Raw genomic sequence first — 25,626 nt, 5'->3', positions numbered from 1 at the left:
CCAGCACGCACAGCTGAAGATCGACACCGGCCTATCAGTCTACTTTGCTGACCCGCACAGCCCATGGCAGCGTGGCTCGAACGAGAACACCAACGGGCTGCTTCGCCAGTACTTCCCCAAGGGCACTGATCTGTCACGGTGGAGCGCCAACGATCTCCAGGCCGTTGCGGCCACATTGAACAGCAGACCCTGCAAGACACTCGGATGGAAGAGCCCCGCCGAAGTCCTGAACGATCAGCTACTCTCGCTCCAGACCACCGGTGTTGCAACCACCGGTTGAAACCCTCCAAATATACTTCTGCCGAGTTCAGGAAGTATCTGCGGTCCTGCGAGATCAGGGCGTCGGTCGGGCGGACCGGAATCTGCTACGACAATGCGATGGCGGAATCATTCAATGCCGTCGTGAAAGTCGAGTTGGTCTACCGGACCGCTTATCCGACCCGGGAACAAGCTATCGCGGATATTGCACGCTACATCGAGCTCCGCTATAATTCCCGAAGGCTCCACTCGGGACTCGGATACAAGACCCCACACGAGGTCTACAACGAGTACCTAAACCAGCGTCAGACAGCGTAGAACCACTTTAATCAGCTGTCCGGAAAACGCGGGGCAGACCACCTGATCGGTCAGGCCGAGATAGTCGTAGTCGGTCTTCTTCTCACCCGTGGCGCCGGCGTTGGCTGTCTTCGAGGCGGTGCGGTCCAGCGCGTCGTACGCGTACTTCGTCGTCGCGGTGGCACCGGAGTCAGGGTTGGTGAGCTTGCGGTGCTCGCTGATGCGGTCGAACCCGTCGTAGCGGTACCGCTCCAACGCCTTCCCACCTGAGGTCACCGTGTCCAGGCGACCGAACGGGTCGTAGTTGTAGGTCGAGGTCGCGCCACCGGTAACCGTTGCGGACGCCAGGCGGTTCCGGTTGTAGGTGTAGTCGGTGGTGACACCCTTGACCTTCTGCGAGACGACGTTGTTGTTCGCATCATGCGTATAGGTCTCGGTGTCCGCACCCGCACCGGTCTTCGTCAGCGTCGCGATCCGGTCGAGCGGATCGTAGGTGTAATCGCTCGTCGTCGACAGCGTGGCGGCATGGTTGTCGGCGTTCATCTTCGACCCGACATCACGCGACCGGTTCCCGTTCGGGTCATACGACATGGTGTGCTCTGCGACCAGGGTGCCGTTCGGCTTCTTCTCCACCTGCCGCTGCAACAACCCCTCCAGGAAATAGGTGTGCTCGACGGTGTTCCCGTTACCCTTGGTTTCCTTCCACCGCTGCCCACGATCGGTGTACGTGAACGACGTCACCTTCGGGCTGGCGTCACTCGAGCTCTTCTTGTCCGTGACCTTCGACAACAGATCCCGGGTGTCGTACTCGAACTCCCCGACCTTCCCGTCATGGGTACGGGTGTCAGGGTTCCCGTTAGGGTCGTAGGTGAACGACGTCGTGTGCTGCTCCGCACCCGACAGCGCCTTCTCCACCACCTGCTTCACCTGGTTCAGGCCGTTGTAGGTGACCTGGTACGTCTTGATCTTCGGGGTGGGCCTGCTCTGGTCGGTGATATCGGTCAGGTTCCCGTTCGGGTCATAGACGTACTCGAACGAGGTGCTCTCGTCATCGGTCTCAGTCACGGTGCGGACCAGCTTCACCGCATCCGCCACCACAATCCCGCCACTGTTCTGAGCCAGACTCACCTTCTGGTCAGTCTTCGCCTCGGCGAAGGTGAACGAACCCAGGCTCACCCACGACCCGGTGTTCTTGCTCTGGTCGACCGTCTTCGGTGCCGAACCGGACGCGTGGGTGGCGTAGTCCGGGCCATGACGCCCTCAGCGGTGCTCGCGCTCATCCACATACCAGTCTTGGAAGCGTTCTGGGCGTCGGAATTGTCGACCAGCACGACCTGCAAACCGAACGGAACCCCGTCATCGCTACGGGACTTGAGTTTCCCGTCCGGGTAGTAGGTCCACGACATCGCCCGGTCCGCGGCGTCCGCGGCGGTGATACCGGCCCCGGTCAGGCTGCGGGACTTCTGCTGGCCCAGGTCGGTGTAGTCGTAGACGGTGGTGATGTCCCACGGGTCGGTCGATGTTTTCGTCCACCCATTATCGAAGTAGCTGAACGTCGTCTCATTACGAACCGTCGGCTGATTCTCCGACGGCGAGGCACTCAGCGACCACAGGGCATCCGCGCACAGCTACGTCGCTGCCGTCATTCGAGCCGCCATCGAGCGAGGCCGACTTCAAGCCGGGGAAACGTCCACCAAGACCAAGGCGACGACGGGGTCGTAGTTGAATGACGGCCTCGGGCAGCTTGCGCAGCATCAGTGGCGCCAACGCGGTCCAGGGCATCGGTGTTCCGACCAACGCCCCGGCTGACTAGCACGATCCCAGCAGTCGTTCAGGCCAGGTAACGCCCATTGGGGCCGCCCTTACGCGGAGTGGGCCTCCTCGATCTCATGTTTCCGTTCGCTGAAGATGCGCACGGCGATCGTGTCGCCGTCGACCAGTCGTTCATAGAAACTCTGGTCCTCTGCCCATTCCGGGAAGGACACGATCGGATACTGGTCCTCTTGCCCGAAGTGGAAGTACCCAATCTTCCAGCTCGCGGGGAACGACCCGTCCACTACCTCGAACAACGGAGCCGGAACCCAAGTGGGCCACTCGTGCCCATCGTCGTCGAGGATGTAGTACCAGGCAACTCCGAGGTAGATGGTCATTGCGAACACCGCGTACGAGCGGCCGACCGTAACGGGAAACTCGGTACTGCCATCGACGCCCGCGGAGCTGTCACGGCTCATGGCCGGTAGAACATCACCAGTTCTTGCGGTACAGCGAACGATCATTTGAACTTGAACTCCACGTCCATCTTGGTCGTCAGATTGCGGAAGTAGTGAACAGTAACGTTGCTGTCCGTTCCGCGAAGGACATACTGCATTTTCACCCACTCGCCTTCCCCGTAGTTGGCCAGAAGCCTCGGGGCATCGCCGAGGTTCCGCATGATGATCGTGCCTTGGCCCTCTTTGGCGGCCCCGAGCGCAAGTTGCTCGGGAAGGTTGCGCGGCAGCTGATCCGGGATGGGCCCCTTTAGGACGCCTACCGCCTCGTCCGCGGATCCGGCTCCAGCCTCCGCGGTTCCGGCGGCTTTGGCTGCATCGGCCGCTTTGTCTCCGCCCCGGGCGACCGCCCTTGCGACAAGGCCGGGGGCGCTACCGAGTACGGTGGCGCCGCAGGAGAAGCCGGCGTCTACCCAGGCACTCTCTCTTGCGTAAAGGTAACAGTTTATGCCGTTCGCGGCGACCGCGGTCGGCCCGGGAAACAACCCAAGTGTGCCGAACAGCTGGTGATTATCCTTAGGCGGGGCTATCGGCTCGGGATGGGTCGTCTTGCTCGAGTCTGCTCCCGGCGCATAGACCAACTCCGACCGCCACTTGAAGTTGGCCGCTGTTTCGGTGTTCAGGTCTGTGTTGCCAAAGCCATCTTTGATCTCACCGGCGTAGTAGAAGCTCCGGCACTCCAGCATGTTCGACTCAGCACAGTCAGACGGCAGCGGCTCATGCCCATCCACATCAACCCTGGTGATGGGGTTGCCGGCGGTGAAGGCGTAGCGGTTGGCGGTGAAGGGGTCGGTGGCGAGGTTCATGTCCGCGAGGGCCCCGTTGTAGAGGTCGCGGGTGAGGAACCGGTTCAGTCCTGGGCTGTAGTCGCGGAACCCCATGTCGTAGGTTCCGGAGGCGGCGTCCCAGCGTTTGCCGGTGTAGCGGTAGGCGTTGTACGGCTCCTTGCCCGGGTTCTGAGCATCTGGTTTGTCGATGCCGGTGAACTGGGCGTCGTCGTTGTTGCCGTACGCGGTGTACCCGTAGGTCGCCTTCGTATCACCCGAACTGTCGGTGAGGGTTTCGACGTCGGTGCGTGGGTTGTAGCCGTAGTACGCGTCCTCATCCGCGGCACCGGTCTTGTGGGTGACCTGCGACAGTCGCTGTCCCCACGGGCTGTACTGGTAAGACTTCGTAACCTCCGCACTGCCGCCGACCTTCTCTGAGATCACCTGGCCGGTCAGACCGAGGTAGTCGTAGTCGGTCTTCTTCTCACCCGTCGCCCCGGCGTTCGTGGTCTTCGTCGCGGTGCGGTCCAGCGGGTCGTAGGCGTACTTCGTCGTCGCGGTGGCGCCGCTGTCGGGGTTGGTGAGCTTGCGGTGCTCGCTGATGCGGTCGAACCCGTCGTAGCGGTACCGCTCCAACGCCTTCCCACCCGAGGTCACCGTGTCCAGACGGCCGAACGGGTCGTAGTTGTAGGTCGACGTCGCCCCACCGGCGACCGTCGCGGACGCCAGGCGGTTCCGGTTGTAGCTGTAGTCGGTGGTGACACCCTTGACCTTCTGCGAGACGACGTTGTTGTTCGCGTCATGCGTATAGGTCTCGGTGTCGGCACCGGCGCCGGTTTTCGTCAGCGTCGCGATCCGGTCGAGCGGGTCGTAGGTGTAGTCGCTGGTCGTCGAGACGGTGGCGGCGTGGTTGTCGGCGTTCATCTTCGACCCGACGTCACGCGACCGGTTCCCGTTCGGGTCATAGGTCAGGGTGTGCTCTGCGACCAGGGTGCCGTTCGGCTTCTTCTCCACGTGCCGCTGCAACAACCCGTCCAGGAAATAGGTGTGCTCGACGGTGTTCCCGTTGCCCTTGGTTTCCTTCCACCGCTGCCCACGATCGGTGTACGTGAACGACGTCACCTTCGGGCTGGCGTCACTCGAGCTCTTCTTGTCGGTGACCTTCGACAACAAGTCCCGGGTGTCGTAGTCGAACTCGCCGATCTTCTGGTCATGGGTGCGGGTGTCGGGGTTGCCGTTCGGGTCGTAGGTGAACGACGTCTTGTGCTGCTCCGCACCCGACAGCGCCTTCTCCACCACCTCTTCGACCTGGTTCAGGCCGTTGTAGGTGACCTGGTACGTCTTGACCTTAGGGGTGGGCCTGCTCTGGTCGGTGATGTCGGTGAGGTTCCCGTTCGGGTCATAGACGTAGGCGAACGACGTGGCCTCGTCGTCGGTCTCAGTCACGGTGCGGACCAGCTTCACCGCGTCCGCCACCACGATCCCGCCACTGTTCTGAGCCAGACTCACCTTCTGGTCGGTCTTGGCCTCGGCGAAGGTGAACGATCCCAGGCTCACCCACGACCCGGTGTTCTTGGTCTGGTCGACCGTCTTTGGTGCGCTACCCGAGGCGTGGGTCACCGTGTAGGCGGCGCTCGTCGCGGCCCCGGTGACCTGCGGGTACTTCACGAACACCTGGTAGGTACCGTCCTGCGGGATCTTCAACTCCCACGTGAACACATCACTTCCGGCACCCGCCGCATGCGTGGCGTAGTCACGACCCTGATGCCCGCCGGCGGTGCTGCTGGTGGTCCAGGTGCCCGTCTTCGACGTGTTCTGCGCGTCGGAGTTGTCGACCAGCGCAACCTGGGCGCCGAACGGAACCCCGTCATCGCTCCGGGACTTGAGTTTCCCGTCCGGGTAGTAGGTCCACGACATCGCCCGGTCCGCGGCGTCCGCGGCGGTGATACCGGCCCCGGTCAGGCTGCGGGACTTCTGCTGGCCCAGGTTGGTGTAGTCGTAGACGGTGGTGATGTCCCACGGATCCGTCGTCGTTTCCGTCCACCCGTTGTCGAAGTAGGAGAACCTGGTGGCGTTAGAGTCTTCTGGTTCGTCCACCGACGGCGGCGCTGTCACCTTGGCAAGCCGGCCCACATCGTCGTAGTCGTAGGTCGTCTTACTCGCACGCCGGTACGCCTCGTCACCGTTCGGGTCGTACGGCGTCCGCTGCTCCTTGACCCGGTTCAGCTCGTCGTAGACCGTCTCGGTCATGAAGTCGTCGACGACACTCGTCCCGACACCGCGGGGGCTGGTCACCTTGGTGGTGTTGCCGACCTGGTCGTACTCGTACTTGGTGATGTTGTGGACGATGGTGCCGGCATCGTTCTTGTGCGGCACCTTCACCTCGGACGGTTTACCGCGTTTGTCCAGCGTGATGAGTGTCTGGTTGTCCTCCTGGTCCTTCGTCGAGGAGACCAGACCGTCGCGGTCATAGCCGGTCTTGGTGGTCTTACCGGCCGCGTCAGTTGTCGACGCCACCTGATGGTTCAGGTTGTAGGTGTACTTCGTGGTGAAGTCGGTGGTGTCCGGGGTGGCGTTCTTCCGCGGATCAATGACCGTCTTCAGGTTGCCGACGTTGTCGTAGCTGTAGGTGATCTTGCCGTCGTCGGCGTTCGTTACCGTTGTCAGCTGGTAGATCTCGTCGTAGTCGTATCGGGTCACAAAGTCGTTCGCGTCATCGGCGGAGAGGGTGCCCTTCGGCTCCGTCTGCGACTTCAGGTTGCCGACCTTGTCGTAGGTGAAGACCGACTTGCGCTCCGGACCGGTCGGCGTGTCCTTCGGCTCCGTCGACTCGACCAGCTGGTCCGCCGCGTCATACTCCGCCGTGTAGACCGCATCGGTCGGCGTGGTCGCCTTGGTCACGTTGTCGTTCGCGTCGTACTCCGGCGCCGGCGTGACGATCAGCTCACCGGCGTCCTGGTCCTTCGGCTCGGTGTGCTTACCGGGACGGCCGAACAGGTCGTACTCCTGCAGCACGTCCTTCTGGTACGCGTCGGTGACCTTATAGACCTGGCCTCGCCTGCTGTAGTAGAACGTGGTCTCCTTGTTCTTCGCGTCGGTGATCTTCTTCGGGTACCCGGTCACGTCGTAGGCGCCGTACTTGGTGGCGTTACCGTTCGCATCTGTTGCGACTGTCAGCTGACCGGCATCGTCATAGCTGTAGCGGGTGGTGAAATCCCCTGCTGTGGGCGTGGCCGTGCCAGCCGGATCGGTGACCGTCGCCAGGGCCCCGGTGGGGGTGTAGGTGAACTCCCACTTCCGGCCCTGCGGCGACGTCTTGAACTGCAGGTCCCTTACGTACCCGTTCAGGGAGGGCGGGTCGTAGTACTCAAACTTTGTGCCGGCTGTGTTGTTCTTGTTCGCCTCGGCGTCCTTGATCTCCAGCGGGTACCCGGTCTTCGGGTCATAGCTCCAGGTGGTGACCGCGCCGCCCGCCTCTTCCAGCCGGGTCACGTTGTTGTCCGCGTCCCACCCGACCTTCGTCATTTCCTGCTTGGCATTCGTCGTCTCAATTGGGAGACCGAAGTTGTCCGTCAGGTAGGTCGACTTGTGCGACTCCGCGTCGCTCACCTCGGTCTTGATCTGCGAACCCTCCTGGCCATCCGGATCCGTGTAGGTGAACGTCGTCTCGCCGCCTAGCCGGTCGGTGATGGTCTTGGCCCGCCACTGGAACTTCGAATCATCCTCAGGCGGGCTGTAGTAGCCCAGCTTGGTGTCCTTACCGCGTGGGTCGGTGACCGTGACCAGCTTGATGTTCTTGTTGCCCTGCTTCGCGTCGTAGGCGAACTTGAACGTCTTCGCCTTCGCATCCCCCGCACCGTCAACCAGGCGGGCGAGCAGGCCCTTGTCGGTATAGGTGAAGGTGATCTTGCGACCCGAGATGTCGGTGAGCTGCTTCACATGGTCGATGATCTTGGGGTTGGTCAGGTTCGTGCCCTGCTTCTCCGCACCGGTGTCGTCGATCCAGGTGTAGGTCGCATCACCCTTGTTGTAGTAGTCGAGGATCAGGGTCGGCCGCCCGGTCGGGTCGTTGATCCGGCGCAGCAGCTTGACCGGCTCATTGTTGGACTTGCGTTCCTCGTAGGTGAACGCGGCCATTTGGCCGTTGTTGTCGACGATCGAGGTCAGATACCCGTCACAGTCGTAGAAGAACTGCGTGCGGTCCGGGCGGGTCATCAGCCACGCCCGGTCCTCCTTCACCTGTGGCCCGCAGTCGGTCTGCTGCTGCAGGTAGAAGTGCACACCCCGAGGGCTCTTCCATTCGTTGGCCGCGGAATCCCAGGAGAAGGTGTGCTGGGTGCCGTCCCCGTCGGTCAAGGTGACCTTGGTCGGGTTCGGGTTGGGGTGGAAGTCAAGCGGCGTTCCCAGCCGCTGCAGCGACGACGCCTGCAGCGACCACCCATACCCCGCGCCAGAGTCCACAGTGTCCTGGGAGTTGTACGCCAGCCGCGCGAACGTGCTCAACCCACGCGACGGGTTGGAGAAGATGTTGTAGGACCACACCGCATTCCCGGCGTGCGTGTTCGTCATCACCGACGAACCAGCACCGGTGTTCTTACCGACGTAGGAGTAGAACTTCTCCAACCCCAACTGGGTCGAGGTCGGGTCCTCCACCGCTACCGACTGGTCGAAGGACGGAATCTGCGTCGGAGGATCCGACAACCACTTACCGGTGGTCTTGTTGAACAGCTCCCACCGCAGCACGTATCCGGCGCGTTTGTTACCCGAATCGGACTGGATCGGCGGCTTCACCTTCGCCTTCACCGTCACGGTGTCCCCGGACGCCAGATTCTTCGGCAACACCGTCTGCTCCGGGCTCCCAGCGTTCGCCGGATCGGAGCCGTCCGGCAACGCCCACCGATACGACACCACCCAGTCCGCGGCCAGCCACGGCGACAGGGTGGTGTTCGACACGGTCACATCAACCGAGTAGGTGTCACCCGGCACCATCCGCGCCGGCGTGTAGGGCGCGTAATAGGTCGACTCGGTGGTCTTCTCCAGATAGGTGACCGCGAGCTTGGGGCGAAGTTCGGTCGACGCACCCGAAGCTTCGGTCGACATGAAGCGGGTGCCCTCCACCGGAGCGGTCTCGTCCGCGAGCTTGAGCACCACCCCCAGGTTCGACGCTGAATCAGCCTGCCAGGCACGCGCCGCGTCCGTGACCTTCCAGTTCCGCCAGGTCGGCGGAGCGACCGCCACCCCCGTCGTCGACCCGTCCGCCGCAGCGGCGAAGTCCCCACCCGGAGTCGTCCACGAGGTGGTGGCGTTCGCCTTGTTCCACGTCGCGGTGGACTGGGTGAACCCGCGGGTCAGCCGGTGCACCTCATACACCGCACCCCTCGACGTCGAGGCACCCACCGTCCACAGGCTCAGCTGCGCATCCGTGATCACCGCGGACGAGGGGATGCTCGAGGTGTCGAACTTCAGCAGCGCCCTGGACGCGCCGTACGTCGCCGACTCGTTACCCGCCATCAGCTGGGTCTGCGCGTCCAGCGTGTCATGCGCGGTGTCGGGCTGGTTCGCCGTGAGTGTGGTGTCGGTAACCGTGTCCGGCCCCTGCAACACCTTGATCAACCGGCCAGCCTTCGGCAACCCCACCTGGATCGCCGGGGACGGTGTGAGCTGGTCGTCAACGGTCTTCACCACGACCCGGTAGTAGTACGTCGCCCCGGTCGGGTTCGGGTCGTCCGCCGCGGTCGGCGTCGCCGTCGTATCGGTGAAATTCGTGGTGTTCTTGCCCACCGGCGCCACCAGCGTCGCCGGCGTCGGCGTGAAATCCTTGGTCGTGGCGCGGTGCACCTGATACTCGACGAGATCGTCGAAGGTCTCCGGACTGGCATCGGTGTACGCCGACCACGACAACTCCGCCCCGGTCGCATGGATCAACGTCGGCGTGTTCAGGGTCACCGGGGGAAGCTTGCTCGCCTGGTAGTAGCCCTGAACATCCACCGTCAACCCAGCCGCCGACGACGAGTAGATATTGATGAACCCGCCCGCACCGACCGGCAGAATCGCGGTCCCGGTCACATCCGTGTCCGCGACGTTATAGCTGACCAGCGTCGCCCCGGGCCTTTCCTCGCCAGCCGGCCAACCCACCAGGATCCCCTTGTTCACCGGGTGGGTTGCGGTCACCGACACCGCCACTGCCGTAGCGCCGGTCGCCGGCACCGCCACGTTCCCGCCGCTGTCCTTCGCGCCCGTGATCTTGATCGATCGGGTCTCAGCGCTGGCGAAGTCCGTGGCCGAGGTATAGATCCGTCGTGGGTTCACCGGCACGTAGAGATCCCGGCCAGTCTGGGTGTTGTCCAGGTAGTAGCCCTGCACATCCACCGTCAACCGCATCTGCCCGGTGCCCGTGGCAGCGACCGCGAGCTTGCCGCCCGTCCCCAGCTTCACCTGCGCGAACGCTGAGGTGTTCGCGCCCGCCGTGGCGTTCAACGTCGTCACCGCAGGCTTCGTCGTCCCCGACGGGAACGCCGTCAACTCCCCAGCAGCCGTCGGCTCCACCACCGTCAGGTTCACCGCGACCGCCGACACCCCAGACGCCGGGATACCGCCCACACCCGTGACCTGGATGTCCCTGGTCTCCCCACCCTGCAACGGGGTCTGGCCGGAGGAGTTGGTGTCATAGAGACGTTTCGGAGTCAGGGCGACGAACGTGCCCCCACCCGCCGACACGGTGGTATCGGTGAAGTAGCCCTGCACATCGGCTATCACGTTGACCGCGCCAGCGGCGTTGAACACCTCGATCTGGCCGCCCGCGCCGACCTTCGCGATCACCGTGTTCGACACCGTGATCCCCGCCGTCACCGACAACTGCGACACCGCCGGGCGTGACTCACCCGTCCCGAACACCGTCAACGCCGTATCCGACCCCTGCGCGGGCACGGTGACGCTCAACACCACCGCCGACACACCAGACGCCGGGACGCCGCCGACCCCGGTCACCTTGAACGACTTCGACCCACCAGCCCCGATCGTGCCGGTGTAACCACCCACACCCGAGCGGGTGTCCACAATCCGTGCCGGCTGCAGACCGCGGTACTCCCCGCCCTCGCTCAACTTCACCGCACCCGAACCGGTAAACCAGCCCTGGATATCAATCACCACATGCAGCGGATTCGGGCCGCGGTTCCCGATCGACACCTTCCCATCAGCCGACAACTTCGTCGCGATCAGAACCGAATGATTAACCCCACCGGGAAAGATCACATTATTGATTCCCGGCTCGGGCTCATCCGGATTCCACACATGAATACCGCCCGGGCTCGGCGGAGTCACCACGATCACATTCGCGAACACCGCGCCCGCGCCGCTGCTCGGCATACCAGCCACACCAGCGACCTGAACAGTGCGGACACTCCCCGCCGGAATCTGAGACTCCCCAGCAGAACGCGAGTCATACACCCTGGTCACCAGCGGATTGAACGCCGCCCCCGCCTGCGGATCCCCCACGAACCAGCCCTGCGCGTCCACCAACACATCAATGGCGACCGTGGACGAGAAATTGTGGATCGTCGCTAACCCGTTAGCATCCGGTGCCACATTGATGGTCTGCGCCGTCGTCGGACCTGAGAAGAACACCGGCCCCGCACCCGTCGGAGCCACACCCTTCTTGAAAATCCCCACCGCACCCGAACCGCCCGGCGTCACCACCGAAAGGTTCACAAACACCGACGTCGCATCCGTCGGGATTCCCTTCGTGCCAGCGATCTGGACGTCGACCTCACCGCCGGCCGGGATCTTCACACTCGTCCTGGTATCCAACAACCGGACCGGGCTCGACGCCACAAACCCGCCCGGACTCGAACCGCCGTCATCAACGAAATAGCCCTGCACATTCAAACCGAGGGTGGCGGTTCCCGAGTTGTTGAACACCTGCACCGTGCCAGTGCTCGACAACTTCACGACCGCGGAGTTCTGCTCCGTCGTCGCCGCCGGCACGTTCAAGTTCGTCGACGTCGGCCGGGACCCCTCAGTCCACACCGTCACATGCGTGTCCGCCGAACCATTCGACACCGTCACATCAAACAACACCGCACGCGCGTTAGCCGGAACACTCGCCCGCCCCGACACCGCAACAGTGCTCGTCTGCCCCGCCGTAAGAGTTAATGCCTCCAAGACCGTCAACCGACTCAACGGCACAAACTTCAACGGCGTATCAGCAGCCTCCGCCCGACTACCAGACGGGCCAGCCGCCACAACAGAACCCACCCCGCTGACAAGCGAAGCCACCAACAGCACCGAAAGGGCAACACAAACCGCCCTCAGCACAGATCGTGAACGAGTTTCCGTTACCGGCCACATAGCCCAGCGCCGCGAAGACACAACGAACCACCCCACCCAGAGAAAAGGAAGCCCCGCCCTAGCCGACCAAGATCATCGCGCCTAAAGGACCGTACTTGAGGCCAAACCACCCGTCCAGGCATGCAGCAATCAAGCCAGGGGCAATATGTCCGGAATTGCTACGGAAGATGCGCCGCCACACCGACCCTCAGGGCTGACCAAATCATGCCAACCAGCCCTCAAACAAACTGCCCCTTTATAGCTCGACATGACCGTTTTTGACAGCCCGCAAATGACGCTGGTGTTAACAGGGAGACATCTGGGCGACCTTGGAAAGGAAACGTCCACAGAGACGACATGAATTGACGGTTAACCAATACGGTCACCCTGCGACGCAGTCCTGTGGCGTCGAACATCTCAGCGGCACGGCACAAAGACCCGGCACGATCAGCCGCCGTCGACGGCAGTTACGGTCAGGGAGTTTTGCCCAGAAGCCCGAATGGGCAGAGAAGACTGGTCTTCAGGTTCCCTATGACGATCGAGGTCGACGCTGCACGGCATACGCGGTGCTGTCGTACCTAGCTAGGATGGCGCGCCGACAGGGAAGCCGAGCTCGCTGGACGCCGCCGCGAGCTCTTGGTCGTACGTAACAAACTCCGTCAACTCCACCCGAAATGGATCCGCACTGGCTAGGTGGATGGCATCGAGAGAGCCCAGTCTGGGAGTGCGATAGGCCATGGCGCGGGCCAGGACAGTGCTGCTGAGGTCCACTAGATAGATCCCCTTCAGCGCCTGTCCCGCGAAGTACGGGACTCGCTGGTGGTCGATGCCCGCGCGCAGCAGCGTCCGGGTGATCTCCAGTTGTGCGAGCTCACTCGTAATCAGCTCCGTGCCCGCGGGTAATGCCTGCCGCCACGCACGGAGGGCTTCGGTTTCTTTCTCCTGTTTGATGAACTTCAGGAGCACGCAGGAGTCAACGTAGATCAACGGTGGCGCTCCTTGTCCCGATCGGCGACAAGGAGATCAGACAGGCTATCGAGTTCGGGCGCGAGGTCCGGGATGAGATCCGGCAACCCCTGTTCCGCAGGTGGCCTGACCTCTCCGGCGGAGATCATTCGCTGAAGCGTGCTCGGATGCTCCACCTCGGGAACCATCCGGAGGACTGGTTTGCCCCGATCCGTGACGACAAGCGACGCTCCAGCCCGCACGCGCGCCACTGCCTTGGACGGGTTCTGGTTGAGCTCTCGCAATCCGATAGTTTCCACTCGACTAAGGTACCTATCTAATGTAGTTACATCAAGCGATGTGGCTACGCCGGGTCTGCGCGTAGGCGATAGCCTGCGGGCGTGGCCGAACCAGCCGAACCAACCTCCCCGCCCGCGATCATCTCCGACGGCGACGTCAGCCTGTGCGCCTCGACCCAGGACGAGGATCCGCTTCGGTTCACTGTCACCGCACAGGGGGCGGCGGTCGGGCTGGTCGAGGTGCGCGACGCGGGCGACGGCGTCGGGGAGCTCACCTGGCAGACGGAGGTGTCGTTCCGGCAGCAGGGGTTCGCGACCCGGGCAGTCCGCCTCGCGGTGACCTACGCGTTCACCGAGCTGGGCCACGCCCGGGTTCAGGCCCAAGTCGACGCCGGCAACCACGCCGCGCTGCGGATCGCGGCCCGGGCAGGGCTCCGCCGGGAGGGCATCCTCCGCGGCCGCCGGACGATTGACGGGGAACGCCAGGATCTGATCGTCCTGGCCCGGCTGGCCGGCGACCCCGAACCCCAAACCCCGGCCGGCTTCATCGGGCTGGTCAACGCCTCCTTGCCGCGGACCCGGCTGATCGCCCACATCGTCATCCGCGACCGCGCGGGCCGGGTGCTCCTCTGCGAGACGACGTACAAAACCGACTGGGAGCTGCCCGGCGGCGTGGTCGAGCCCGCCGAGTCGCCACGCGACGGCGCGACCCGCGAGGCGTGGGAGGAGCTTGGCGCTCACCTTCCGCTCGGCCGGCTGCTCTCCGTCGACTGGCTGCCGCCCTGGCGCGGGTGGGATGACGCCGTCGAGCTTCTCTTCGACGGAGGTGTGTACGACACCGAGGACCTCGCGCGCTTCACGCTCCGGGCCGCGGAAATCCGGCAGGTGGAGTTCTGCACGCTCGAGCAGGTGCGGGAACGCTGCCTGCCGGGGACCTACCGCCGGCTGGCCGCGGTCCTCGACGCTCCAGACGGGCAGGTCCTCTACCTCGAACGCGGCGCCCCACCCGGCAGCGACCTCACCGACCTCACCTGACTGGACGCCCGTCCGGTCACTTCATGTTGGCCTCGGCAAGGGACCGCGTGACGCCCAGAAGGCGGACCTTGCCGTCGCCCTGGCCAGTCGCGGGAACGACCGCCGCCACCTGCCAAACCCAGGTCGTCCGCAGGAACGCCGTTCCCTTGTCGAGCCCGGTGTAGGCGGCCACGGCGTCCTCCTTACGGAACTGCAGCGTGGCCGCGTCCCGCATCGCCAGCCGCTCGGTCTCCGCCATCGTGAACAGCACCAGCGCCCCACCGTCCTTCGTGGCGAGCGCGCGCATCGAGGTGACGTCGAAGGACTGGCTGTAGCTGAACGCCTTCGACCGCGCGTTCTGCTGCGCCGCCTGGTGGGCACGCTGGGTGTCTGGGGATGGCAGGAAAACCTTGGCCTGCGGGGCGGTCGGGCCGTCCTGGAGTAGTACGGCGTACGCGATCGCCACCTTGGCCGGCGGCCGGACGAGCGTGTCCCCGGGATTGGCCGACACATCGATCGCGGCTCCGTCACGCATGGCAAGCGCCGGCAGCTGTGCATCCTCGTCGAGTTCGACCGACTGTGCCTTCTTCCATGGCGAACCTGCACTTGAGCGCGCCACCAGGTCGACAGCCGTCCGGCCCTCCTGCGCGACCTGGGAGACCGCGACGAACCAGACCGGGTAGTTGTCGAACTTCGGCAGGTAGACCTGGGGGTCGTCATGGGTGAGCGGCTTCGCGGGCTTTTTGTTCTTGGGGTCGAGCCGTCGTGCGATGAGGAACGCCGCGCTGCTGGCACGCAACAGCGGCCCCGACTCCACGGCCCTGGCCAGATCCGGGTTGCGGGTGAGACGCGCCTTGTTGCTGATCTCGTCGTGGCGCTTGAGGAACGCCTTGGTCGCATCCTCGCTGGCCGGGCTCCAGGCCGGAGCGGCCTTTCCGGTCCTGGCTTCGGGCATGGACACGCATCCCGCAGTGGCCAGGGCGAGGCCCATCGCGCCGACGAGCACGCCTCTCGCCAGGAGTCGGGGAACGACGACCGAGCCTCTCAGCCGTCCTGACCTGGCCGTTCGTTCGTACCGCATCCCCGCCCCCGCCCGGTTGGTCATTGCGTCGCCGCTTCTCAGCTCGCTCGGTCGTGCCCTGCCGGCTCGTCCGTCACCCTCGCTAGGCACGGCGGTCCTCCCCGTCCTTCCCCTCCGTCGTCGCGGGGAGTACGGGTCCGACCGGCCCGGGAAGCCACGGCGGGGGCTCGGCGTACTCAGCCCCCAACGCCACACCCTGGCCGTTCCCGTTCACCTCGGTGGTCCAGGAGGCACCGTCGCCGACAGAGGTTTCGGCAGGTGCGGCGCGGTGCTCGCCGGTTGGCGTCGCTCCCGGCCGCGCCTCCGCCCCGGGGGAGAACTCCTCGAACGCCAGGTGATCAGCCGGACGGGCGATCCTGCGCCCACCCGATCCGGAGCCCTCGACCGCGGGTGGCTGCGCGGGTGGTTGTACGGGCGGCAGGGCGAGATCAGGGAGATCTGCCGGAAAGTCGAACGCGGGCAGCTCGCCTTCCTGGGGCCCCGGCTCGGATGGGTACCTGCCCGGATCGTGCGGCGGTCTGGGGCCGTCAGGTCGGGGAGCGTGGCTGGGTCGGCCGCCCGCCGGCCGCCATGGGAGTGCGCCCGGGGGGTCGAAGGATCGGGGCGCGTCGAAACGGGGTTGGTCGCCGCGCGGGGGCAGCTGCCCATTGCCGGCGGGCGGGTTGGCCCGGTCAACGGATGGAAGGCCCGGCGGCGGCTGTGGCGGCTGGTATGCGCCCACGCCGGCATGCGGGTGGGACGGATAGCCGGGCGGCGGAGCGTTGCCGGCCGGCGGACCCCACGGCGAAACCTGTGGTTGGCCAGCTCCAGGGACAAGCTGACCAGGCGCAGGTACAGGTTGACCCGGCGCGGGTCCCGGCTGACCAGGCCCGGGTCCCGGTGGCTGCCCCGGGCCGGGACCGGGCTGCGGAGCCGGGAAACCTCCCGGTGGGGGTCCCCACGCGCCAGGCTGCGGCCCACCCGCGTGCGGACCTGCCACTCCGGCGCCGTCGCCCGGCACGCGATGGGGAGCGGGAGCCCGATCCGGCTGCCCCGACTGGGACCAGAACTCGTTCTGATCCCAGAGGTCGCGGCCTTCCCACAGGACCTCGGCGTCGTTCCGGGAGGCACGCCGCCGCCCACGGATCAGCAGGATGCCACCCACGAGGAGGAGCGCACCGCCGGCGAAGACCAGCAGGGCGGTGCGGAACGCGCCCTTCAGCTCCAGACCGAAGGTGGCGGTGACATCCACGCCCGCACGCCCGTCCGCCGACATGATCACCAGGTCGTAAGGACCGTCGGCGAGCTGCCACGACAGCGTGTGCGCGCCACTCCCCGACGCCTTCGCGACCCACCAGTCGATGTCCGTGGGCCGGAGGACACGCGTCAGCTTCCCGTCGACCTCGCGGGTGGTGAGCGCCAGGGGGTAGGTGACCTTGGTGATCTCGGTGTGCGGAGCGTTGGTGAAGTAGCTCTTCACGTCGATGTCGTGCCCGACCCCGACGAAGACGTCCCGGCCCTTCTCGGCGGACTCGACCGTCACCACCAGCCGGTTGCCGTAGTAGTCGAGCAGGTCGGGCGGCGTCGTGACCGCGACGCCCTTGCTCTCGAGCTTTCGCGGGCTCGCGCTGACGACGTCGTCCGGCCCGACGATCCAGAACGCCGTCACGCCGCCGGCGACGAGTGCCACCAGGCCGACGAGCGCGACCAAGGCCCCGGCAACCACACGAAGGACGCGCATGCTCACAAGATGACCCCAGTCGGTAGTGCCTGCTGGTCCGCTAGCGTAGCCAAGCACGGACGAATGCGGCTTACACCACCGACCGACCAGTGGACAACCGCGTCAGAACCCCTCGAGGCTCACCATCAGAACGCCGCGGAGCCCGCCATCAGAACAACGCGGTGCTCAGCAGTCGTCGCGCCTTCATGACCCGCTCGTCCTCCGCGCCTACCGCGTCAAACAGCTCGAGCAGATGCATGCGGATGGCGTTGCGCTCGTCGCCGGCGGTGCGGCGTACGGCGTCGATCAGTCGGGCGAAGCCGTCCTCGAGGTGGCCACCGACGACCTCGAGGTCGGCCGCCGCGCACTGGGCCTGGGCGTCGTCGGGCTTGGCGGCCGCCTCGGCCTGGACCTGGGCGGGCTGGAAGTCGCGGACCCGGCTCAGCAGCCGCACCTGCGCCAGACCACGCTTGGCCTCGGCGTCGCCCGGCGCCTGCTGCAGAAGCTTCTCGAACGCACTGATCGCTCCGTCGATGTCACCGCGTTCCATCGCCGCGTCCGCGTCGGCGTAGCGCGGGTCACGGACGAGTTCGGCGTCCTCGGCCACGGATCCAGCGGGCTCGGCGGTGCCGGTCACCCCCTGGCTCACCGCGAGGCGGAGCAACTCGTCGATGAACTGCCGCACCTGCGCCTCGGGCAGCGCGCCCTGGAAGAGCGGCACCAGCTGGCCACGGACCACGGCCACGACGAGCGGGATGCTCTGGACACCGGCCGACTGGGCGATGCGGGGGTTCTGGTCGACGTCGATCTTGGCCAGCACGAACCGCCCGGCGTACTCCGCCGACAGCCGCTCCAGGATCGGGCTGAGCTGCTTGCAGGGCTCGCACCATTCGGCCCAGAAGTCGACCACGACCGGCACCGTGATGGACCGCTCGACGACTTCCTGCTGGAAGTTGGCTTCGGTGACGTCGACGACGTAGCTGCCTTGGGCGGCCCCGCGACTCTGGCCGCCAGCCGCTGGAGCGGCGGAAGTCCTGCCAAGGCCGGACAGGTCGAGGGCACCGGGACGCGTGAAGCTCTCCGAGGTCATAAGCCCGATTCTCTCTGAACGACCGTGGGGTTCCCAAACAGGGTTCCGGGGTGTCAGACCGGAGCCACCGGCCTGGTCGCGAGGAGGGCGCTCGCGAGGCCCGCCCGGGTCGTCACCAACGCGACCCGGTCACCACTGTGGAGCGGGGTGGTCAGGCTCGCGTCCCAGTCCCAACGCCCACCGAACGGGCGGTACGCGAGGACCCGGACCTCGCCCGGCTCGACGAGATCACCCAGCAGACCGCCGTCGGCGCCCGAACCGGCACCGACCGGGAGTTCCGTGACGAGGAGTACCCGCCGGCCGGCCGGGACCGTCGCCCCGACCCGGCGTTCGAGCATCTCCGCGGCGAACGCCGGGGCCGCCAGGATGGAGACGCTGCGGGTGGTGCCGAGTCCGAGCCGCTGCTGGACCCGGCCCGCGAGGTCGTGATCGAAGACCCGCAGGACGACCCGCGCGTCGGGATTGCGTTCGCGCGCGTAAAGCCCGGCCTGGAGGTTGGCCACGTCGTCGTTCGTCACCGCGACGAGAGCCCGGGCGCGATGGATCATCGCGTCGTACAGCACGGCGTCGTTGCTGACGTCCCCGACGATCACCGGAATCCGCAGCCGGCGCGCCAGCTGGATGCCGGCCCGGTCGGGATCGCGTTCGATCGCGACGACGTTGAAGCCACGCTGGTGGAGGCGTTCGGCGACCTGCGCGCCCACCGTGCCGAGCCCGCACACCACGATGTGCCCACGAGGCCGGCCGCGGACTCCTCCGAAGGACCTGGCGAGGGAGCTACCGACGAACGTGTCGACGATCGCCGCCGTGAGCAGCGACACCATGACCAGACCGAGGAGCTGGACGCCGACACCGACGAGCCGGACCCACGCGGCCGCGTCGGTGGTCCGCGGGTCGTCGAAACCGGTCAGGGTCACCGTCGACACCGCGATATAGAGAGCGTCCAGCCAGCTGAGTCCGTCGCCCGGGCGGTGCGGCCACTTCCAGAGGATGAGGGTCCCGACACTGATGAACACCAGCAGGCCAAGCCCCACGAACCGCAACCTGCGGTCGAACACCCGGCCGAGGTCGGTGAGAAGGTCGCTGAACCGCGGGTGGACCCGCCGCGACTTCTGGCGGATGGCGGCGCCCAGCACGAGGTCGGCGTCGTGGGTCGGGAGGAGTTTCGTCTGGCCGTTCCGTCCGACCCGGGCGAGCCCGGCGATCGGCGGGCAAGTGACGAGGTTCGCGGGGCCGGCCACCACCTCCCGCCCACCAACGCTGATCCACTGGACGCTCGACTCGTCGAGGGCGGCCGCGACGAACTGCGGCGCGGCCATCGCCGCGGCGGACAGCACCGTGCAGTTGGTGGCCAGGCGTTCGAGGTGATCGCCGAGGCGTGGGTTGACGATGTGGACCACGAGGCGGACCTGCGGGTTGAGCTCTTCCACGGTGAGGGCGGCGTGCACGTTGCCGACGTCGTCCGTCCTCACCAGGGCGACCGCACGGGCGGTGGCGACGCCGGCCTCCCGGAGCGCCGCCTCATGGGGGCGCGGGGCCACGACGAGGGTGGCGCCGAGGCGCTCCATGTCCTGGGCGTAGTCGCTGTCAGGATCGGGAACGACGACCGTCACGGCTTCGCGGACGGCGCGTAACTCCTCCACAAGTCGGACCGTCGTCGTGTCATCGCCACAGACGACGTAGTGACCGCTTTCCACCGCGGCTCAGACGGCTTCGCGGCGTCGGCGGAAGATCCGGCGCCACCACTGGGACCGCCGCTCCGACGCAGCCTGTCGCAGCTGCGCGGCGTCGGACTCGCGGGCCGCAGCCGCGGCCTGCTGGGCCGCCGCCCGGTCGGCGCGCCACTGGTCCACGATCCTGTCCGCGTCGACCGGAGCCAGCCGCACCGGCGGCCCGACGGGGATCCGTAGCCAGTCGTTGATCCGCTGGTTGAGCTCGTCGACGGCGGCCCGCACGGCCTGCTCCGAACGCAGGCGCCGCACGGTCTCAGGAAGCCGCTCGACTTCCTTGCGCAGCTTCAACGGCGTGGGCAGGATCTCCTCGCCGGACAGGCCCTCGCGGCGCAGGTGGTTCGTCACCCACACCTCGTCGTAGGGCTTGTCGAGGTCGGCGATGGGCTTGCCGGCACCGGGGAGGTTCTCGAACCCTCCCCGCTCGGTCGCTTCCCGGATCTGCTTGTCGACCCAGGTCTCGAAGCTGACGCCGGGTGGCTTGCGCTCCGTCATAGGGCGATTCTCCCGCAGGTACGGCGGTTTCGGCCACGACATCCCGCCTCATGGCTCCCCAGCGGCCTCATGGTGCCAGTTCCGCGCGGAGGGTTGCGAGTGCGTCGTATGTCCGGCGCAGCGCGGGATAGAGCTCCCGGTAGACGCTGTAGTAACGCTGGTACGCCGCATGCCGGTCGGCGTCGGGTAACACTCGGCGTACGACGCCCTGCCGCGTCCGCACGGTGGCCGCCAGGTCGTCGATGAGTCCCACACCGGCCGCCGCGACCAGCGCCGCTCCGACAGGTGCGCCGCGGGCGTCCTCGGGAGTCTCGACCGGCAGGCCGGTGACGTCCGCCTTGATCTGGTTCCACGTACGCCCCCTCGCTCCACCGCCGACCGATCGCAGGACACGTGGCGCGAGCCCGAGCCGGCCCAGCTCCTCGAGGTTGTGCGCGAGGCCGTACGCCGTACCCTCCAGAATCGCGCGTACGACGTCAGCCCGGCGGCTGGCCATCGACAGGCCGACCAGCGCGCCCCGGGCGGCCGGATCCCAGACCGGCGAGCGCTCGCCGAGGAAGTACGGCAGCAGGACGAGCCCGCGGCTCCCGAGCGGGGCGGTGCCGGCGAGCTCGTCCAGTGCGGCGAAGACGTCCCCGTCCAAGCCTGCGAGCTGGCGTTCCCGGTCGCCGAACTCGTCACGGAACCACCGCAGGATCCCGCCGGTCGAGACCATCGAGCCGTACACGAGATGGTGGCCCGGGACGGGGTACGGCAGCACGCTCATGGTCCCGAGCTCGTCGCGGCGCAACCGGCTCGCCTCGAACGCCGCATTGACGACCGTGGACTGCCCGGTCATCTCACAGACGTCGCCGTGCTGGACGAGGCCGGCTTCGAGACTGGCGGCGGCACCGTCGACCAAACCGGCGACGACCGGCGTACCCGAGAGCAGACCGGTGGCTCGGGCCGCCTCCGCCGTGACCCGCCCCACCACGGTCGTGGGCTGCTCGACCTGAGGAAGCCATCCGCGCGGGATACCCCACAGATCGACCAGCTGCTCTGACCAGGCGCCGGTGTCGAGGTCGGCCAGCAGCGTGAGCCCGGCATGCCCGGTGTCGCAGGAGCGGACGCCGGTCAGCCTGCTGACGACGTAGCCGTTGGCCATGAGAACGCCGGCACCGGTCTGCCCTACCGCGGGTTCGGCCGCGAGTAGCCAGGCCAGCTTGGGCGCGGCGAAGTAGGCGTCGAGCCGGTTGCCGGTCGTGGCGAGTACCCGCCCGGTGACGTCGGCTCTGTCCTCGCACGCGCGCCGGCCGCGGCGGTCCAGCCAGAGCAGCGCCGGGCGCACGGGGCTGCCGGCCCGGTCGACCACGACCACACTCGGCGCCTGGCTGCTGATGCCGACACCACACACGTCCGCGGGCCGTACCCGCGCTCGGGCGAGGACGGCGTTGACGCACCGCGCGGTGGCCGCCCACCAGTCCTCGGGGTCCTGCTCGGCGCCGTCTGGTTCGACGTACCGCGCCGGGTACTCCTCCGCGGCGTCGGCCACCACCCGACCGGCCTCGTCGAGCAACACCGCCTTGACGCCGGTCGTGCCGACGTCGACCCCGACGGCGGTCGTACCGGCAGGAGTGATCATGGGCGCCAGCATGCCCCGAACCTGGCCGCGGGAGCTCCGATGTGCCCGCCACTGGCCGGCCCGTTGTCGCGACCGGATTAGTTGTGGCGCCCGGATTGACAGAACCGCCCGCCAACCTTGATAGTCGAACTCGGTTACCCGAGTTCGACTATCCGAGTTCGACTTCAGGCTGGTGAGAATGCGCGCCCTCCGTACCCCGCTCACGATGGCGGTCCTGAGCCTCCTCCGCGAGCAGCCGCGACATCCGTACGAGATGCAGGCACTCGTCCGCGAGCGCCACATCGGCGAGGTGGTGAAGCTGCGCGGTGGTTCGCTGTACGACGCCATCCGCCGCCTCGAGCGCGCTGGACTCGTCCAGCCGGTGGAGACGACCCGCGCCGGCACCCGGCCGGAGCGGACGGTCTACGCGATCACCGACAGCGGGCGCGAGACCCTGCGATCCCTCGTGCGGGAGTACGTCGGCACCCCCGCCGAGGAGTACCCCACCTTCACGGCGGGCCTCGCCCACCTTCTCAACCTGGACCGCGACGAGGTCGCGCTGCTTCTCCAGAGCCGGATCGACGCGCTCCAGGCCGAACTCGACGACACCGACCGCCACCTCACTCCGCTCCAGCGGGCCGGCGTACCCCGCATCGTGCTCCTCGAAGTGGAGTACACCCAGACCCTTCGCCGGACCGAGATCGAGTGGCTTCGTCAGGTCGTGCGGGCCATCGAGGCCGGCGCGCTGCCGTGGCCGACGGAAGAGGCAGATTCCACCGCGACGAGGAGAGTCCCATGACAAAGCAGTTCCCGCCCCGCTACCTGAAGGTCGCCAACAAGGTCATCATCGCCCTGCAGCGAGCCGGGCTCGTGCTCGGCACGATGCGGGTCCTCACCGTGCCCGGACGTAAGACGGGCGAGCCCAGGAGCACCCCGGTTTCGCCTTACACCGTTGGGGGTGTGCGGTACGTGGTCGGCGGTGACGGCAGTGGCGACTGGGTGAAGAACGCCGAGGCCGCGGGCCAGGGAATCCTGTCGCGGGGCCGCCTGAGCGAACGCGTACGCCTCATCGCCCTGCCCGAGGAGGAGCGCGGCGCCATCCTCCGGGAGTTTCCAGCGAAGGTTCCGCACGGCGTGCCTATGTTCCTCAAATCCGGCACCGTGGCGGCGGCGACACCTGAGGCGTTCGAGGCGGCCGCTCCCCGGTGCGCGGTCTTCCGCATCGAGACGCTGTAAGCCGCGCCGGGCAGGCCGTGGTCGGTCGGCCGCTCCCGCCGACCGACCCCCGCCTGCCAGATGACCGAATCCGGTACCCGGACCCGCGAAAGTCGCGGGCGAGTCTCCCTTCAGGTCTTGACGGATCGTAATCAGTCACCCAAAGTAATGGACCTAGCGGGAGTTTCTCGCAATTCCGACGTACAGCGCCAATCGGTGCTGAACGCTCATGTCCGGGAGCCGCCCATGCGTCGTCGTTCTCGTGTCGCCAGCCTCGTCGCGGCCGCCAGCGCGACCCTGTCCGTGCTGCTCGCACCCGTCCCCGCCACGGCCGCCACCGGCGGGGCCTCGACCACGAAGCTGCTGGTCACGCGGCTTCCGGCCGAGGATTCCCCGCTGCTGACCGTGCTTCGGCTGCCGCCGCGCACCCTCTCCGCCGGCCAGACGATGTCGGTGTACGGCCGGATCGCCGCGACCACGAACGTCACCCGCGGGCCCATGATGGGCGCCCGGATCATCTGCCTCGGAGGCGGCGGCGGGTCGCCGTACACGGTACGTAATCACAGCGGCAAGGCCTATGGCGTACAGACGGTAGTCGTACGTTGGCTGTTCGTCGCACCGAAGGATGGGACGTTCACCTGCGAGCTCCGCGGCCAGGCCGCGACCATGCTCGACCCACCGGCGACCCGCCTTGATCTGGTGGCTGACAGCACCCTCCTGCGGATGGTGCCCGCCAGTTCGGGCTCCCAGCAGTGGCTCGACCGGGGCGACTCGTGCGTGGGCAGAGTCGGGATCCCGGACATCCAGCAGTGCGCGCGTCCGAAGGCCGCCACCACCGTGATGCACCGGGTCATCCCGACAGCGCGCGCGAAGAACGTCACCGCCGTCGCCGACGTCCAACTCAGTCGGGAGTACGGCGGCTACCCCGGCGGACCGAGCACCGTCAAGGTCACGCTCGAAGCGATGCCGGCCAACGCCGACAACATCTCCTGCGCACCCACCAAGAAGACCTCCGCGACGTACACCATCAGCGGCAACCTGCACCACTACAAGGCGAACCTCAGCCTCCCGCAGATCCCGGTGAACCAGAGCAGCGCCTGCGGCACGCGGGTACGCATCAGGACCAGGGTCGACCACCTCGACGGTAATCCCGTCACGGTCCACAACTACCGCTACTCCAACACCTACGCGCTGCTCTACTGACCTGGTAGGCAAGGGCCGCAGGATCGGCAAGGTTGTCTTGACGGTGGGATATCCCGCGAAGGATTCCGGGGTTGCTCAGCGCCTGATGACAGCTGTTCCTACGCCGCACCAGGACGGCAGCCTTCCACCCCCACTCTCCTTGTAAACAAGGACTTCCCGGCATCGGCGAAGTGATCATTTTCATGATAGAGTCGTATACATGTTCGATCGCGGGGATGTTGATGTGTCGGCGTTGGCTGAGGCCGCGCCCGGTCCTGAGCTTGCCGCCACGCTGGCGGCGATCGATTTGAACGCGGTTAACGGCTATGCGCGGGTCGTGGTGATGCGGGCCTGGCAGCGTCAGGTGTCGTGGGCATCGTGCCGCATGTATGAGGCGATGTCCTACGTGGCGCGGTCACCGGTGGGTGGCGAGGACGCGCCGCCGGAGTTGATGGATATCTGCAGGGAGTTCGCGTCGGTGGAGGTCGGGGCGGCGTTGACGTTGGCGCCGGGTTCGGCTGATCGTGAACTGGACTTAGCGCTTGACCTGACCGCCCGCCTCCCTGGTACCCGCGCGGCACTCGAGGCGGGCCGAATCGATGTGAACAAGGCGCGGGAGATCGCCTCCGAAACCAGCTGCCTGTCCGATGAGCTTGCCCGCCAGGCCGACGAGTGGATCCTGTCGAAAGCGCCGGGTTAACTCGTCAACAGATTGAGCGCCGGTTGAAAGCCAAGGTGATCAAACTCGATCCGGTAGGTGCCGAAGAACGCCGGAAGGCAGCCAAACGCGAACGCCGCATCAAGTTCAGCGCCGGCGTCAAAGGGGTCGCGAGCATCTTCGGCTACGACCTACCACTGGAGAGAGTCGCCCAAGCGAAGGCGTTCATCAAGCAGATGAGCGAGCACCTCAAGGCCGGTGGGGATGACCGCTGGCTCGACGAAATCGAAGTCGACGTCTTCCTCGACCTCCTCTGCGGCCGGCATCTGGACACGGGCGGTATGGCAGTCAAGGTCGAGCTTGTCGCTCCGCTCGACACCTGGCTGAGAGCCGCCGCTGGCAAGACAAGTGATGAAGCTGGCGAGGCCGGGTACGAGCCCGGTGACCTGAAGGACTTCGGACCCGTCTCACCCGAGGTGATCGCCGACATCATCAAAGCCGCCGAAGCAGGCTTCGAGTACTGCTGGACCGTCACCGAAGACGGTGTCGTCGTCTACCACAACCGCAGCGCCTACCGGCCAACCAAGAAACAGCGCGAATTCGTCCAGGCGAGAGACTCCGCACCTGCCGCCACCCCGGCTGCGAGCGCGTAGCCGAGAAATGCGAAGCAGACCACACCTTCGAACACCGCAACGGCGGAACCA

At 66.5% G+C, this 25,626-nt stretch carries 19 protein-coding genes and 1 pseudogene; 9 read left to right on the top strand and 11 right to left on the bottom strand.

What is annotated here, in order from left to right; all coding sequences use genetic code 11:
* Positions 1 to 280: IS30 family transposase (locus tag B141_RS0111415; protein ID WP_020575296.1), on the top strand; the 280-nt coding region annotated here is incomplete at its 5' end.
* On the top strand, positions 205 to 576 hold the full coding sequence (locus B141_RS52770) for an integrase core domain-containing protein (protein ID WP_084678235.1): 372 nt from the start codon (positions 205 to 207) through the stop codon (positions 574 to 576). The genes B141_RS0111415 and B141_RS52770, both read left to right, overlap by 76 nt.
* Here the strand turns inward: B141_RS52770 and B141_RS0111410 are convergent.
* From B141_RS0111410 to B141_RS40100, 3 genes and pseudogenes are all read right to left on the bottom strand, one after another.
* Positions 553 to 1,779, bottom strand: a pseudogene (locus B141_RS0111410) (golvesin C-terminal-like domain-containing protein); the annotation flags it as partial. The gene B141_RS52770 and the pseudogene B141_RS0111410 sit on opposite strands and share 24 nt — an antisense overlap.
* Positions 1,780 to 2,417: 638 nt before the next feature.
* Positions 2,418 to 2,786 (bottom strand): hypothetical protein, encoded by a 369-nt coding sequence (locus B141_RS0111395; RefSeq protein ID WP_020575294.1) that lies wholly within the window; start codon positions 2,784 to 2,786, stop codon positions 2,418 to 2,420.
* 41 nt (positions 2,787 to 2,827) lie between these two features.
* Entirely contained in the window at positions 2,828 to 11,536 is an 8,709-nt protein-coding gene (locus B141_RS40100) for a golvesin C-terminal-like domain-containing protein (RefSeq protein WP_157180947.1), read from the bottom strand.
* On the opposite strand from B141_RS40100, the gene B141_RS49190 reads away from it, so the two are divergent.
* Positions 11,514 to 12,020 carry a hypothetical protein gene (locus B141_RS49190; RefSeq protein ID WP_157180946.1) on the top strand — a complete coding sequence of 169 codons (507 nt, stop codon included), beginning with the start codon at positions 11,514 to 11,516 and terminating at the stop codon, positions 12,018 to 12,020. The genes B141_RS40100 and B141_RS49190 overlap by 23 nt on opposite strands.
* A 476-nt stretch (positions 12,021 to 12,496) precedes the next feature.
* On the opposite strand, the gene B141_RS0111385 is transcribed toward B141_RS49190, so the two are convergent.
* Together B141_RS0111385 and B141_RS47325 are read right to left on the bottom strand one after the other, a co-directional pair.
* Positions 12,497 to 12,901: a type II toxin-antitoxin system VapC family toxin gene (locus B141_RS0111385; protein WP_020575292.1), complete on the bottom strand. Its 405-nt coding sequence runs from the start codon at positions 12,899 to 12,901 to the stop codon at positions 12,497 to 12,499.
* The gene (locus B141_RS47325; RefSeq protein WP_026257126.1) at positions 12,898 to 13,179 is read right to left on the bottom strand and encodes a type II toxin-antitoxin system Phd/YefM family antitoxin; all 282 of its coding nucleotides are present in this window, start codon (positions 13,177 to 13,179) and stop codon (positions 12,898 to 12,900) included. Before B141_RS47325 ends, B141_RS0111385 begins: the two co-directional genes overlap by 4 nt.
* 81 nt (positions 13,180 to 13,260) lie before the next feature.
* On the opposite strand from B141_RS47325, the gene B141_RS40090 reads away from it, so the two are divergent.
* The gene (locus B141_RS40090; RefSeq protein ID WP_020575290.1) at positions 13,261 to 14,193 is read left to right on the top strand and encodes an NUDIX hydrolase; all 933 of its coding nucleotides are present in this window, start codon (positions 13,261 to 13,263) and stop codon (positions 14,191 to 14,193) included.
* Between the two features lie 16 nt (positions 14,194 to 14,209).
* On the opposite strand, the gene B141_RS0111370 is transcribed toward B141_RS40090, so the two are convergent.
* The 6 genes from B141_RS0111370 to B141_RS0111345 all read right to left on the bottom strand — a co-directional run bounded on the left by B141_RS0111370 (position 14,210) and on the right by B141_RS0111345 (position 21,888).
* Positions 14,210 to 15,277 (bottom strand): DUF8094 domain-containing protein, encoded by a 1,068-nt coding sequence (locus B141_RS0111370; RefSeq protein WP_157180945.1) that lies wholly within the window; start codon positions 15,275 to 15,277, stop codon positions 14,210 to 14,212.
* Positions 15,278 to 15,335: 58 nt separating this feature from the next.
* Positions 15,336 to 16,973 carry a hypothetical protein gene (locus tag B141_RS48615; protein ID WP_157180944.1) on the bottom strand — a complete coding sequence of 546 codons (1,638 nt, stop codon included), beginning with the start codon at positions 16,971 to 16,973 and terminating at the stop codon, positions 15,336 to 15,338.
* A 148-nt stretch (positions 16,974 to 17,121) separates the two neighbouring features.
* Entirely contained in the window at positions 17,122 to 18,042 is a 921-nt protein-coding gene (locus B141_RS0111360; RefSeq protein WP_020575287.1) for a tetratricopeptide repeat protein, read from the bottom strand.
* A 53-nt stretch (positions 18,043 to 18,095) separates the two neighbouring features.
* Positions 18,096 to 19,739 (bottom strand): NAD-binding protein, encoded by a 1,644-nt coding sequence (locus B141_RS40085; RefSeq protein ID WP_020575286.1) that lies wholly within the window; start codon positions 19,737 to 19,739, stop codon positions 18,096 to 18,098.
* Positions 19,740 to 19,745: 6 nt separating this feature from the next.
* Positions 19,746 to 20,267 (bottom strand): DnaJ family domain-containing protein, encoded by a 522-nt coding sequence (locus B141_RS0111350; RefSeq protein ID WP_020575285.1) that lies wholly within the window; start codon positions 20,265 to 20,267, stop codon positions 19,746 to 19,748.
* A 67-nt stretch (positions 20,268 to 20,334) separates the two neighbouring features.
* Positions 20,335 to 21,888 carry a xylulokinase gene (locus B141_RS0111345; protein WP_026257124.1) on the bottom strand — a complete coding sequence of 518 codons (1,554 nt, stop codon included), beginning with the start codon at positions 21,886 to 21,888 and terminating at the stop codon, positions 20,335 to 20,337.
* A gap of 178 nt (positions 21,889 to 22,066) precedes the next feature.
* Here B141_RS0111345 and B141_RS0111340 point away from each other — a divergent pair, with 178 nt between their 5' ends.
* The 5 genes from B141_RS0111340 to B141_RS51390 all read left to right on the top strand — a co-directional run bounded on the left by B141_RS0111340 (position 22,067) and on the right by B141_RS51390 (position 25,575).
* Positions 22,067 to 22,666, top strand: coding sequence for a PadR family transcriptional regulator (locus B141_RS0111340; protein ID WP_020575283.1), 600 nt, complete (start codon positions 22,067 to 22,069; stop codon positions 22,664 to 22,666).
* Complete coding sequence (locus B141_RS0111335) at positions 22,663 to 23,103, top strand: nitroreductase/quinone reductase family protein (protein ID WP_020575282.1); 441 nt, start codon at positions 22,663 to 22,665, stop codon at positions 23,101 to 23,103. The genes B141_RS0111340 and B141_RS0111335 overlap by 4 nt, the downstream gene beginning before the upstream one ends.
* 225 nt (positions 23,104 to 23,328) lie before the next feature.
* Positions 23,329 to 24,285 carry a hypothetical protein gene (locus B141_RS0111330; RefSeq protein ID WP_020575281.1) on the top strand — a complete coding sequence of 319 codons (957 nt, stop codon included), beginning with the start codon at positions 23,329 to 23,331 and terminating at the stop codon, positions 24,283 to 24,285.
* Positions 24,286 to 24,484: 199 nt separating this feature from the next.
* Complete coding sequence (locus B141_RS52235; RefSeq protein ID WP_020575280.1) at positions 24,485 to 24,964, top strand: DUF222 domain-containing protein; 480 nt, start codon at positions 24,485 to 24,487, stop codon at positions 24,962 to 24,964.
* A gap of 23 nt (positions 24,965 to 24,987) precedes the next feature.
* Positions 24,988 to 25,575, top strand: coding sequence for a DUF222 domain-containing protein (locus B141_RS51390; RefSeq protein WP_026257123.1), 588 nt, complete (start codon positions 24,988 to 24,990; stop codon positions 25,573 to 25,575).
* Positions 25,576 to 25,626 lie beyond the last annotated feature (51 nt).

It is taken from the genome of Actinopolymorpha alba DSM 45243, assembly GCF_000373925.1.
Taxonomy (GTDB): Bacteria; Actinomycetota; Actinomycetes; order Propionibacteriales; family Actinopolymorphaceae; genus Actinopolymorpha; species Actinopolymorpha alba.
This window is presented reverse-complemented; position numbering and strand designations above follow the sequence as displayed.

Bases quoted from the DNA above. Each gene is read 5' to 3' on its own strand.
- B141_RS0111330 (WP_020575281.1), top strand. From the start codon at position 23,329: ATGCGTCGTCGTTCTCGTGTCGCCAGCCTCGTCGCGGCCGCCAGCGCG.
- B141_RS0111345 (WP_026257124.1), bottom strand. From the start codon at position 21,888: ATGATCACTCCTGCCGGTACGACCGCCGTCGGGGTCGACGTCGGCACG.
- B141_RS48615 (WP_157180944.1), bottom strand. From the start codon at position 16,973: ATGCGCGTCCTTCGTGTGGTTGCCGGGGCCTTGGTCGCGCTCGTCGGC.
- B141_RS0111360 (WP_020575287.1), bottom strand. From the start codon at position 18,042: ATGACCTCGGAGAGCTTCACGCGTCCCGGTGCCCTCGACCTGTCCGGC.
- B141_RS0111370 (WP_157180945.1), bottom strand. From the start codon at position 15,277: ATGACCAACCGGGCGGGGGCGGGGATGCGGTACGAACGAACGGCCAGG.
- B141_RS52770 (WP_084678235.1), top strand. From the start codon at position 205: ATGGAAGAGCCCCGCCGAAGTCCTGAACGATCAGCTACTCTCGCTCCA.
- B141_RS0111340 (WP_020575283.1), top strand. From the start codon at position 22,067: ATGCGCGCCCTCCGTACCCCGCTCACGATGGCGGTCCTGAGCCTCCTC.
- B141_RS0111350 (WP_020575285.1), bottom strand. From the start codon at position 20,267: ATGACGGAGCGCAAGCCACCCGGCGTCAGCTTCGAGACCTGGGTCGAC.
- B141_RS0111335 (WP_020575282.1), top strand. From the start codon at position 22,663: ATGACAAAGCAGTTCCCGCCCCGCTACCTGAAGGTCGCCAACAAGGTC.
- B141_RS0111395 (WP_020575294.1), bottom strand. From the start codon at position 2,786: ATGAGCCGTGACAGCTCCGCGGGCGTCGATGGCAGTACCGAGTTTCCC.
- B141_RS52235 (WP_020575280.1), top strand. From the start codon at position 24,485: ATGTTCGATCGCGGGGATGTTGATGTGTCGGCGTTGGCTGAGGCCGCG.